We start from the raw sequence: 12,728 nt of genomic DNA, 5'->3' as shown, positions 1-12,728 counted from the left end.
CAAGGGCCTGCCGCAAAACAGTCGCATTGTCCGACGATACCGACCCCGATATGATTTGAGCAGTGGATTTGATGGCGGATGACATGACCCAACCGTCACCCGACGGCACCGAGATTGCCATTGTCGGCATGGCCGCGCACCTTCCGGGCGCGCGGAGCGTGTCGGAGTATTGGCAAAACCTCTGCGCCGGGCACCGCGCCATCCGCCGCATGTCCGAGGCCGAATTGCTGGCTGCGGGCGAACGCGCGCAAATGATCCGCCGCCCCGATTACGTGCCCTTCGCCGCCCCCCTTGAAGGGTTCGAGATGTTCGATGCCGAGTTCTTCGGCTTTGGCCCCAAAGAGGCCGCGATCCTCGACCCGCAACACCGCCGCTTTCTGGAGGTGGCGTGGGAGGCGCTCGAGGATGCGGGCCACCCGCCCGAACATTTCCCCGGCTCCATCGGCGTGTTCGCCGGTTGCGGCATGGGCAGCTATTTCTACTTCAACCTCTGCTCCAACCGCGACCTCGTGGACGATGTGGGCATGTTCCTCTTGCGCCACACCGGCAATGACAAGGATTTCCTGACCACCCGGCTCAGCCATATCCTCGATCTCAAGGGGCCAAGCCTTGGCCTGCAAACCGCCTGCTCCACCTCGCTCGTTGCGGTGCATGTGGCGGCGCAATCGCTGCTCAACGGCGAATGTGACATGGCGCTTGCGGGCGGTGTCACCATCGAGCTGCCACAGGGGCGCGGCTATCTCTACAAAGAGGGCGAGATCCTGTCGCCCGATGGCGAATGTCACGCGTTTGACCACCGCGCCCAAGGCACGGTCTTTGGCTCTGGCGCGGGGGTCGTGGTGCTGCGCCGGCTCTCGGACGCGCTCGCGGATGGCGATCACATCTGGGGCGTGATCAAAGGCTCTGCCGTCAACAACGATGGCGCGGCCAAGGCGGGGTATCTCGCGCCCTCCGTGGATGGTCAGGCGGCGGCGGTGGCCGAGGCGCAGGCCGTGGCGGGCATCTCTGCCGAGACCGTCGATTACGTCGAATGTCACGGCACCGGCACATACCTTGGTGATCCGATCGAGGTGGCCGCCCTCACCCAGGCCTTTCGCGAAACCACCCAAGCGGTCGATTTCTGCCGCATCGGCAGCGTCAAGACCAACATCGGCCATCTCGACACGGCGGCAGGCGTGGCCAGCCTGATCAAGGCGACACTGGCGGTCTATCACGGGCAAATGCCGCCCTCGCTGGGCTATGAGGCGCCCAATCCGGCGATTGCCTTCGACGGCAGCCCCTTTGCGGTCAATGACCGGCTCAGCGACTGGCCACGCCGCGACCACCCTCGCCGCGCAGGCGTGAACTCGTTGGGCGTGGGCGGCACAAACTCCCATGTGGTGCTCGAAGAACCCCCCGCGCGCGCCGCGCCCGAGGCCAGCGATTGGCCCTTTCAGCCGCTCGTGATCTCCGCCCGCTCCAAGGCGGCGCTGGACGCAAATTCCGCCCGCCTTGCCGCCCATCTGCGCGCCCACCCCGAACAGAACCTGGCCGATGTGGCCTGGACGCTCAAGCAAGGTCGCCGCGCCTTCGAACGCCGCCGCGTCGTGGTGGCCGCCAGCCATGAAGAGGCGGCAACACTGCTGGAAAAGGGCGATCCGCGCCGTGTCTTCACCCACGAGGCGCTCAATGCCCCCGAGGTCGTCTTCATGTTCCCCGGCGGCGGCGCGCAATATGCGGGCATGGCGCGCGATCTCTACGAGACAGAGCCGGTCTTTGCCGAATGGATGGATCGTGGCCTCGCGGTGCTGCAACCCAAACTCGATTACGACATCCGCGCCCTCTGGCTGCCCGCCCCCGCCGATATGGCCACCGCCGCCGAGCGGCTGAAACAGCCCTCGGTTCAACTGCCGCTGATCATGATCACCGAATACGCGCTGGCGCAGTTGTGGCAGAGCTGGGGTGTGACCCCCGCCGCCCTCATCGGTCATTCCATGGGCGAGAATACCGCCGCCTGTCTCGCAGGCGTGATGGGCTTCGAGGATTGCATCGGGCTTGTGCATCTGCGTGGGCAACTCTTCGACAGCGTGCCCAAGGGCGGCCTGCTCAGCGTGCCCCTCTCCGCCGAGGCGCTGCGTCCCTGGCTGGGCGACACACTCGACATCGCGGCGGTCAATGCGCCGGGGCTCAGCGTGGCCTCTGGCCCGCAGGCCGCGCTCGATGATCTGGCGGCGCGTCTGGCCGAGGCGGGGATCGAGACCACGCGCATTCCCATCGACATCGCCGCCCATTCGCGCATGCTGGAGCCGATCCTGACCCGCTTTGGCGATTACCTGCGCTCCATTCCCCTCAACGCCCCGCACATCCCCATCCTGTCCAACCGCACCGGCGATTACCTCACGGCGGCCGAGGCGACCGACCCCGCCTATTGGGTCGGCCATCTGCGCAACACCGTCCATTTCGCCGATGGGCTGGGCCGCCTCGCCGAGGGCGGCAAGCGGGTGTTTCTCGAGGTGGGACCGGGCAAGGCGCTGGCCTCCCTCGCGCAGGCGCATGGCGCCATCAGCGCCAATCAGGTCATCAGCACCCTGCGCCACCCCGAGGATAGCATCGCCGACGATGCCTATTTCATGGCGATGCTGGCGCGGATGTGGGCGGTGGGCGTCGATATTGACTGGGATCAGATCTGGGGCGAGGCGCGCCGCACCCGCGTGCCGCTGCCCTCTTACGCCTTTCAGCACAAACCCTATTTCATCACCCCCGGCACAACGCGCGATGCGGGTTCCGACGACTGGCCCACGCGCCGCGACGATCTGACCGACTGGGGCTACCTGCCCCAATGGCGGCCCCATCTGGCCGAGGTCGAGATCACGACCGAGGCCGATCTGGCCGCCCTCGCGCCGCAGACATGGCTGATCTTCGAAGACGACACCGGGCTTGCGGCGGCCGTGGGCAAGCGGCTGGAATCCGCAAAACATACGGTGACGTATGTAACGGCAGGAGATGCCTTTGCCCAGCTCGCACCGGGGCGCTATACCCTGTCGCCCGAACGCGGGCGCGAAGGCTATGATGCCCTCATCCGCGCGCTCAGCGCCGAAGGCCGTCTGCCCAGTCGCATCGCGCATTTCTGGCTGGTCACACAAGACGCCCGCCACCGCCCCGGATCGAGCTTCTTCCACCGCGTTCAGGAACAGGGCTTTTACAGCCTGCTCTTTCTGGCGCAGGCCATGGCGGATGAAGGGCTCTCCGCCCCGCTGCACATCACCGCCCTAACAAATGGCGCGGCGCAGCTTCGCGACGAGGGCCTGCGCGACCCCTCCAAGGCCACGCTCATGGGCCCGCTCAGGGTGATCCCCCATGAACTGCCGGGGGTAACGGCGGCCAGCCTTGATCTGATCCTGCCCGCGCGCGGCCCCGATGCCGCCCTTGTGACGCAGGTGCTCGAGGATCTGATGCAGCCCCCGCGCAACCATGTCGCGGCGCTGCGCGGCGCGCGGCGCTACGAGGCGGGCTGGCGCACGGCCCCGCTCCTGCCCGCTGACACGCCGCTGGCAGAGGGCCAGACCGTGCTCATCACCGGCGGCTTTGGCGGCATCGGCCTGACCTTGGCCGAGGATCTGATCACGCGCTCCAACGCCAAGATCGTCCTCATGGCACGCCGCCCGCTGCCGCCCCGCGCCGACTGGCCGCGCGTCATGGCCACACGCGGCGCAGGCGATCCGCTGGCACGCCGCATCGCGGCGGTCGAACGGCTCGAAGGTCTGGGCGGTCAGGTGATGATCGTGGCGGGCGATGTCAGCAACATCGAGGATATGCAATCCGCCCGCGCGGAAATCGAGGCCCGCTTTGGCGCGCTCCACGGTGTCATCCATGCCGCAGGCGTGATCAAGGACGCGCCGCTCCTCGGCAAAGGCCCCGACACGATCGAGGATGTATTCACCCCGAAAATCCACGGCACGCAGGTGCTGGACGAGGTGTTTCCAGATGGCACGCTCGACTGGCTCGTGCTCTTTTCCTCTTCCTCCACCGCCACCGCCCCGGCGGGACAGGTGGATTACGTCGCCGCCAATGAATATCTCAACGCCTATGCGCGCAGCCGCATGGGCGACAAGACCCGCGTGGTTGCCCTCAACTGGGGCATCTGGTCCGAGGTCGGCATGGCCGCCGAGGCTGTGGCGCAGCAACGCGGCGACGCACTGGCCGCCCCGCGCCTGCCGGTCGCGGCACCGCTGGTGCAAGAGGCCAGCCATGATGCGCAGGGAAACCGGGTGTTTCACGCCCATTATGACGCCGGTCTCTGGGTCTTCGATCAGCACCGCACCAAATCCGATCAGGCGCTCTTGCCCGGCACCGGCTATCTGGAGCTTCTGGCCGAGGCCCTGCGCGAGCAGGGCGAGGATGGCCCGTTTGAAATCCGCGATCTGTGGTTCCTGCGCGCCTTTGACATGCCCGAGGGCGGCAGCCGCGACATGCGCCTCACCCTGACGCGCAGTGACACCGGCTATACTGCCCGGATCGAGGGTGATCATGCCCAGGCCGGACGGCAAGGCTGGGTCACACTGGCCGAGGCGAGGCTGAGCCTTCTGCCGCTTCCCGCGCCTGTCCCGCTCGATCTGCCCTCCATACGCAACCGTATCCAAAGCTGGCAAGAGGCGGGCGACACCGCCCTCGCCGCCCCGCAAGAGGCGCATCTTGCGTTTGGCCCGCGCTGGCGCGTGCTGCGCGCCATGGGTCTGGGCACCGGCGAGGGTCTCGCGCATCTGGCCCTGCCAGAGAGCGCGCAAGCCGATCTGGCGGCGGGCTATCTCCTGCACCCCGCGTTAATGGATATCGCGACCGGCTGGGCCATGGGGCTGATTGCGGGCTATGACGCATCCGATCTCTGGGTGCCCATGTCCTACGGGTCGCTCCGCGTCCACGCGCCCCTGGGGGCAGAGGTCTGGTCTCATGTCCGCAACGCCGCCCAGAACCGCGCCAGCGATGAAACCGCGCGCTTTGACATCACACTTTGCGATGCCACAGGCCGGGTGCTGATCGAGATCACCGATTTCGCCATCCGCAAACAGGTGGGCGGCCTCACCCTGACCCCGCCGCGCGCCGGCGAAATCCGCTTTGAGGGCCAGACCGCGAGCGCCCCGGCAAGCCCCGCCGAAGAGCGCCTGCGCCACGCCCTGCGCGAAGGCATCCGCCCCGCCGAGGGGGCCGAGGCCTTTCGCCGCGCGCTGGCACAGCCCGCCCCACAGATCCTCGTCTCCTCGCTCGACCTGCCCGCGCTCATCGCACAGGCAGAGGCGGGCGCGCACGGCACAGACACGACCGGACACCGCTTTGAACGCCCCGATCTCGACAGCGCGTTCACCGCCCCCGAGGGCGAGATCGAGACCCGTCTCGCGGGCTTCTGGTCCGAACTTCTCGGGCTCGAGCAGGTCGGGGTCGAGGATTCCTTCTTCGACCTTGGCGGTCACTCCCTGATCGCCGTCCGCCTCTTTGGCATGATCCGCAAGGCCTATCGCGTCGATCTGCCCATTTCCGTCCTCTTCGAGGCCCCCACCATCCGCGCCTGCGCCGCGCTGATCGAGGCCCAGATTGGCCCGCAAGAGACGGGACAGGACGCGCCCACACCACAGGAACCACAGCGCCGCTTTACCCATCTCGTGCCGATGCACCGGGGCGAAGGTGGGCCAAAGACGCCCTTCTTCCTCGTGGCAGGCATGTTCGGCAACGTGCTCAACCTGCGCCATCTGGCGCATCTCTTGGGCGAGGATCGTCCCTTTTACGGGCTTCAGGCGCGTGGCCTCTATGGCGGGGCCGCGCCCCATGACGATCTGACAGAGGCCGCGACCGACATGATCGCCGAACTCAGGCAGGTGCAGCCGCACGGCCCCTATCTCTTGGGTGGGTTTTCGGGTGGCGGCATCACCGCCTATGAAATGGCGCAGCAATTGCGCGCGGCGGGCGAAGAGGTGGCGCTGATCGTGATGCTCGACACGCCGCTGCCACAGCGCCGCCCCCTCTCGCGCCGCGACCGGCTGATGATCCAATGGCAGGAACTCAAATCCGGCGGCCCGCTTTATCCCCTGCACTGGGCGGCGCGGCGGATCGCATGGGAAATCACCAAACGCCGCCCCAAAGCGCAGGCAGAGACCGACACGCATCACTTCCACGACAGCGCCATCGAGGCCGCCTTTTACCGCGCCATCGCCAAATATCAGGTCCGCCCATGGGCGGGCGCGCTGCATCTCTTCCGCCCGCCACTGGTGGGCAAATGGCAGGTGTCCGAGGGGCGTTGGGTCAGCAGCGAGCGTGCCTATGTCCTGCCCGACAATGACTGGGCGGGCTTTGCCCCGCAGGTGCAGGTGACAGAGGTGCCCGGCACACACGACTCGATGGTGCTTGAGCCCAATGTGCGGGTGCTGGCCGCGCGCCTGCGCCGGGTGATCGAGACGGCCGAGGCCATTCAAGTGGCCCCGGAACACCGCGAGGCGGCGGAATGACCGCTCCCCGCGTCCTCACCATCGTCCTCAACTGGCGCACGCCGGACATGAGCGTCAAGGCCGCCCGCGCCGCCCACCGCGCCATGCAGGGCGTCGCGGGCGAGATCGTGCTGGTGGACAACGACTCCGGCGACGGCTCGTTCGAGACCATGCAAAAGGCCACCGCCGATTGGGACCGCGTGCGCGTGGTGCAGGCGGGGCATAACGGCGGCTTTGGCGCAGGCAACAACGCCGGCATGCGCGCCGGTCTCAGCGACGGCACGCGCCCCGATTACGTCTATATCCTCAATTCCGATGCCTTTCCCGCCCCGGATGCGATTGCGGCACTTGTGGATCATCTCGAAACGCATCCCAAAACCGGCCTTGCAGGCAGCCATATCCACGGCCCCGATGGCGCGGCCCATGTCACCTGCTTCCACTTTCCCTCTGCCTTGGGCGAATTTGAAGGGGCCGCGCGGATCGGCCCCATCAGCCGCCTCCTGCACGCCCATACCGTGCCGCTGCCCGTGCCCCAGACCACGCAAACCGTCGATTGGGTGGCCGGGGCCAGCCTGATGATCCGCCAGGACGTGCTTGACGAAATCGGCGGCTTTGACGAGCGGTTCTTTCTTTATTTCGAGGAAACCGATCTCTGCCTGCGCGCCGCGCGCGCGGGCTGGCGCACCGATTTCGTGATGGGCAGCCGGGTCGAACATATCGGATCGGTCAGCACCGGGATGAAGGGCTGGGGCCGCGTGCCCGCCTATTGGTTCGCCTCGCGCCGCTATTATTTCACCAAGAACCACGGCGCGGCCTATCTCGCCCTTGTCACGCTGGCACATCTGCTGGGGGCTGGGCTTGGCACGCTCTGGCGGCTCCTGCGGCGCAAGGGCGCAAGCCGCCCCCCCTATTTCCTGCGCGATCTGGTGCTGGGCGATCTTGGCGCAGCGCTGAACCGGCAAAAAAGGATCAAGCCATGATGCAGGCCCTCTTGATCGGCAACGAATCCCTCGCCCTTCAGTGTGGCGAGACATGGCTCGCGCGCGGACACGGCATCACGGCGGTCATCACCCGCCACGCGGATGTGGCCGCTTGGGCCGAGGCCAAGGGCCTGCGCGTCGTGCCCCCCGGTCAGGGTCTGGCCGAGCGTTTGGGCGATCTCGGCAGCGATTGGCTTCTCTCCATCGCCAATCTCGATCTCTTGCCGCAATCCGTGCTGGCGCGCGCCACGCGCGGCGCAATCAATTTCCACGACGGTCCGCTGCCCCGCTACGCCGGTCTCAATGCGCCGGTCTGGGCCATTCTGAACGGCGAGGAACGGCACGGCATCACCTGGCACCTGATCGAAGGCGGGGTGGACGAGGGGCGCATCATCACGCAGCGCATGGTAGAGATTTCGCAGGATGAAACCGCCTTTACCCTCAACGCCAAATGCTACGCCGCAGCGCTCGACAGCTTTCCCGATGTGATCACCGCTCTTGAACAGGGCGCCGTGACGGCCCGGATTCAGGACCTTGGCGCACGCAGCTATTTCGCCCGCGACCAGCGCCCCGAGGGGCTCTGCCTCGATTTCACCCAAGCCGCCGAGACGCTGGCGCGACTGGTGCGCGCCCTCGATCACGGCGGCTATGCCAACCCGCTCAACCGGGCACGGATCATCGCGGGCGACCGCGTGCTGCTCGTGGGCCGGGCCGAGGTGGTGCCGGGCAGCGGCGCGCCGGGCGTGGTGCTCTCGGTCGAGGGCGCGCGCCTCACCGTGGCCACGGGCGCGGGCGCGCTGCGGCTCAGCGCCCTGACCGGGCCCGATGGCGGCGCGGCACCCCTCGCAGGCATCGCCGTCGGGTCGGTCCTGTCCACTCAGCCCGTCACAGACCTTTTGACACGGCTCGCACCGCAGGACGGCTATTGGCGGCGCAGCCTGCGCGACATGCACCCCATCACCCTGCCACTGGGCGGTAGCGCCGGTGTTGAGGAACGCCGCCCGCTTGCCCTGCCCGACGACGCGCTCGGCGCGATCGGCCTCTGGGCCGCGCGTCTGGGCGGCGAAGAGGGCACGCATCTTGCCTATGCCGGGGCCGCGGTCGAGGCGGCCCATGCCCCCGGCCATGTCTGCCCCTGGGTGCCGGTTGCCGTCGCGGACCTGCCCCAGGCTCTGCCCGAGGCCGAGGCGCGCGGCGCCTTCGCCCTCGATCTCTTCACCCGTGACCCGGCGCTTGAGGCCGCACAGACCCCGCATATCGGCCTGCGTGTCGCGGGGCGCGGCCTTGTCCCCGGCACAGTGCTGACCATCGACCTCGCCGACACCCCCACGCTCGTCTATGACGCCGCACGCCTTTCGCCCGCCATGGCCGACCTTCTCGCGCGGCGGCTCGAAGCCCTCGCAAAGGGCGACACCGCCCCCATGCCCGAGGCCGAGCGCCGCATGGTCGTCGAGGCATGGAACCGCACCGATGCCCCCTATGACGCCCGCCCCCTGCACCGCCTGATCGCCACGCAGACCGCCAAGACTCCCCATGCCCGCGCCGTGGTGTTCGAGGCCGAGACCCTCACCTATGCCGCCCTTGACGCCCGCGCCAACCGCATCGCCCATGTGCTGCGGCAGATGGGGGTTGGCCCCGGCGTGCTGGTGGGCCTCTGCCTGCCACGCTCTGCCGACATGATCGCCGCCGCCCTTGGCATATGGAAGGCAGGCGGGGCCTATGTGCCGATGGACCCGGCCTATCCCGCCGAACGCCTAGCGCTCTATCTCGACGACAGCGCCGCGCGCGTGGTCGTGACCCGCTCTGACGTGGCCCATACCCTGCCGCAGACCGCGCAGACCCTCATGCTCGACACCGAACCGCGCATGGGCGATGCCCCCGACGCACAGGTTGACGGCTTCGCAGGTCCCGATGATCTGGCCTATGTGATCTATACCTCCGGCTCGACCGGCCGCCCCAAGGGCGTGATGGTCACGCATCGCAACGTCGCCAATTTCTTTGCCGGGATGGATGACCGTATCCCGGCCGAACCGGGGGCGGTCTGGCTCGCCGTGACCAGCCTCAATTTCGACATCTCCGTGCTCGAACTCTTCTACACGCTCGCGCGCGGTTACACGCTCGTCCTCAGCGGCGACGAAAGCCGCGCGCTGGTCTCCTCGGGGCAACTGGCCACCTCCGACCGGGGCATGCAGTTCAGCCTTTACTATTGGGGCAATGACGATGGCGCGGGGCGCGACAAATACAAATCCCTGCTCGAGGGCGCACAATTCGCAGACACCCACGGATTTTGCGCGGTCTGGACGCCCGAGCGGCATTTCCACGCCTTTGGCGGTCCCTATCCCAACCCTTCGGTGACAGGGGCCGCCGTCGCGGCGGTCACGCAAAACATCGCCGTGCGCGCCGGAAGCTGCGTGGCCCCCCTCCACCATCCCGCGCGCATTGCCGAGGAATGGGCGGTCATCGACAATCTCACCAACGGGCGCGCGGGGCTCGCCATTGCCTCCGGCTGGCACCCCGACGATTTCATTCTGCGCCCCGAGAACACGCCACCCCGCAACAAGCCCGCCATGTTCGAGGCGATCCGCGATCTGCGCCGCCTCTGGCGCGGCGAGACGGTGGAATTTCCCCGCGCCGATGGCACGCTGCATGGCGTCGTCACGCAACCGCGCCCGGTGTCGCAGGTGCTGCCCGTCTGGGTCACAACCGCCGGCAACCCCGAAACATGGCGCGAGGCGGGCGCACATGGCGCCAATGTGCTGACACATCTCTTGGGCCAGTCCATCGACGAGGTGGCAGGCAAGATCACCCTCTACCGCAATGCCCTGCGCGAGGCCGGGCATGATCCGGATGCCTTCACCGTCACCCTCATGCTGCATACCTATGTGGCCGAAACCCGCGACGAGGCGCGGCGCGTGGCCCGCGAACCGATGAAGGATTACCTGCGCTCCGCCGCTGGCCTCATCAAGCAATATGCCTGGGCCTTTCCGGCCTTCAAACGCCCGCAGGGTGTCAGCAACCCGTTCGAGCTGGACCTCGGATCGCTCAGCCCAGAGGAACTCGACGGTATCCTCGATTTCGCCTTCGAGCGATATTTCGAGGACTCGGGCCTCTTCGGCACCGTCGAGGATTGCGTCGCCCGCGTCGAGGGGCTCAAACGCATCGGCGTGGATGAGGTGGCCTGCCTCATCGACTACGGCATTCCCGCCCGGCAGGTGCTTGACGGTCTGCGTCCGCTCGCGCGCGTGTTGGACCGCTCGAACCGGGTGGGGGCCATCCCCGAGGATGATTTCTCCATCGCCGCGCAAATCCTGCGGCACGGCGTGACCCATCTGCAATGCACCCCCTCGATGGCGCGCATGATCGCCATGAACGACGAATCCCGCCACGCTCTCGGGCGGCTGCGGCATCTGATGCTGGGCGGCGAACCGCTACCGGGCGCCCTGGTGCAGGAGTTGCGGCAAGTCACGCGCGCGCGCATCGTGAACATGTATGGCCCCACGGAAACGACGATCTGGTCCACCACCGGCCCCGCCGAAGAAACCCCCGGCCCCTGCCCCATCGGCACACCCATTGCCAATACGCAGGTCTATGTCCTCGATCCCGAGATGCAGCCGGTGCCGGTGGGCATCGCGGGCGAACTCTGGATTGGCGGCGACGGTGTGACGCCCGGCTATCTCGGGCGCGACGACCTGACAGCCGACCGCTTCCGCCCCGATCCGTTCCGTGCGGGCGGGCGCATCTATGGCACCGGCGATCTGGTGCGCTGGCGCGCCGATGGGCGGCTCGATTTCGTCGGCCGCGCCGATGCGCAGGTGAAACTGCGCGGCTACCGCATCGAACTGGGCGAAATCGAGGCCGCGCTCGAGGGCTGCACCGGCGTTGCGCAAGCGGTGGTGCTGGCGCGCGAGGATACCCCCGGCGACATGCGCCTTGTGGCCTATCTGCGCGGCACGGCCACACCAGAGGCGGCGCGCGCCCATCTGGCCACGCATCTGCCCGCCCACATGATCCCAGCGCATGTCGTCGTGCTGGAGCACTTCCCCCTCACCCCCAACCGCAAGGTGGACCGCAAGGCGCTGCCCGCGCCAGAGACCCAAATCAAGGCACCGCGCCCCGCAGCCGCCCCCAAACCGGTCACGCCCGCCAATACGATCGAGCGCGACATCGCCGCGATATGGGCGCGAATCCTCGGCGTGGCCGAGATTGGCGCGCAGGACAGCTTCTTCGATCTGGGCGGTCACTCCCTTCTGGCGGTGCAGGCGCATCGCGAGATCCGCAGCACGCTGGCGGTGGACCGGCTCAGCATCACCGACATCTTCCGCTGCCCGAAACTCGCCACGCTGGCGGCGCGCGTGGCGGAACTGCGTGGTGACGCGGTGCCCGCCGCCGCCCCCGCCGCTGCCAACACCCCGGCACCGGCCCCGGCCCCCGGTCGCGCCGATGCGCGCGCCGATGCCATGGCGCGGCGCCGTGCCATGCGGGCGGCGCGCCAAGGGTGAGCGCCGCGCTGATAGCGGCGCTGCGCGCCCTGCTGCCCGAGGGGCTGGCCCTCGCCGCAAGCGATCCTTGCGCCGAAGCCACCGGCCTCTGGCCCGAGGAAGCTGCCGCCATGGCCCGCGCAGTCCCCAAGCGCCGCCGCGAATTCGCCGCCGGCCGCCGCGCCGCGCGCAGCGCTCTGGGCGTCCTTGGCCACGCCCCGGCCCCTATCCCCATGACCCCCGACCGCGCGCCGTGCTGGCCCGAGGGCGTGACCGGCACGATCAGCCACGGTGCCGGGACCTGTCTGGCGCTTCTTGGACACTCCAAGGATTGGGCCGGGCTTGGCATCGATCTGGAACCGGCCCTGCCTCTGCGCCGGGACATCCTGACCACGATCTGCACCCCCGCCGAACACGCCGCCCTTGCCCAAGACCCCGGCGGTCTCCTGTCCCGCCGCCTCTTTTGCGCCAAGGAAGCCACCTACAAGGCGCAATACGCCCAGAGCCGCAGGTTGCTGTCTTTCCAAGACCTCGAAATCACCTTCGACGGCCCGGACCGGTTCTGCGCCCAACTCCTGACAGATTGCCCGCCCTTTGCCCCCGCCGCACGCTTTGCCGGTCACAGCCTGCACACCGGCGCGATCCTCGCGGCGCTCGTCACGCTGCCCCGCCTCTGAACACTCTGTTTCCAGAGCGCGACAAATAACCTGTGGCGAAATTGTGGCAGGATTGCTAAATTGTGGCCAAGTTGAGACTTAAATCTGTCAGGGCCGTTTGGGGGCATTCGGCTGACAAGATGGCACCCCGCGTTTGCGGGT

The 12,728-nt window shown here is 67.9% G+C and carries 4 protein-coding genes; all 4 read left to right on the top strand.

What is annotated here, in order from left to right:
- Positions 1-83 precede the first annotated feature (83 nt).
- The 4 genes from MVC20_RS08855 to MVC20_RS08840 are packed head-to-tail and all read left to right on the top strand — an operon-like array spanning position 84 to position 12,587.
- Positions 84-6,473, top strand: a complete 6,390-nt coding sequence (locus MVC20_RS08855; protein ID WP_297540471.1) for a type I polyketide synthase — start codon at positions 84-86, stop codon at positions 6,471-6,473.
- Positions 6,470-7,432, top strand: a complete 963-nt coding sequence (locus MVC20_RS08850) for a glycosyltransferase family 2 protein (protein WP_297540469.1) — start codon at positions 6,470-6,472, stop codon at positions 7,430-7,432. The genes MVC20_RS08855 and MVC20_RS08850 overlap by 4 nt, the downstream gene beginning before the upstream one ends.
- Positions 7,429-11,931: a MupA/Atu3671 family FMN-dependent luciferase-like monooxygenase gene (locus tag MVC20_RS08845; protein WP_297540467.1), complete on the top strand. Its 4,503-nt coding sequence runs from the start codon at positions 7,429-7,431 to the stop codon at positions 11,929-11,931. Before MVC20_RS08850 ends, MVC20_RS08845 begins: the two co-directional genes overlap by 4 nt.
- The gene (locus tag MVC20_RS08840; protein ID WP_297540465.1) at positions 11,928-12,587 is read left to right on the top strand and encodes a 4'-phosphopantetheinyl transferase superfamily protein; all 660 of its coding nucleotides are present in this window, start codon (positions 11,928-11,930) and stop codon (positions 12,585-12,587) included. The genes MVC20_RS08845 and MVC20_RS08840 overlap by 4 nt, the downstream gene beginning before the upstream one ends.
- The last annotated feature ends 141 nt before the right edge of the window (positions 12,588-12,728 follow it).

Source organism: Roseovarius sp. (genome assembly GCF_027019125.1).
Taxonomy (GTDB): domain Bacteria; phylum Pseudomonadota; class Alphaproteobacteria; order Rhodobacterales; family Rhodobacteraceae; genus Roseovarius.
The sequence above is the reverse complement of the archived record's forward strand: the minus strand, read 5'-3'. Positions and strand labels throughout refer to the sequence as shown.

Coding starts and splice junctions, on each gene's coding strand:
- MVC20_RS08845 (WP_297540467.1), top strand. CDS start 7,429: ATGATGCAGGCCCTCTTGATCGGCAACGAATCCCTCGCCCTTCAGTGT.
- MVC20_RS08850 (WP_297540469.1), top strand. CDS start 6,470: ATGACCGCTCCCCGCGTCCTCACCATCGTCCTCAACTGGCGCACGCCG.
- MVC20_RS08855 (WP_297540471.1), top strand. CDS start 84: ATGACCCAACCGTCACCCGACGGCACCGAGATTGCCATTGTCGGCATG.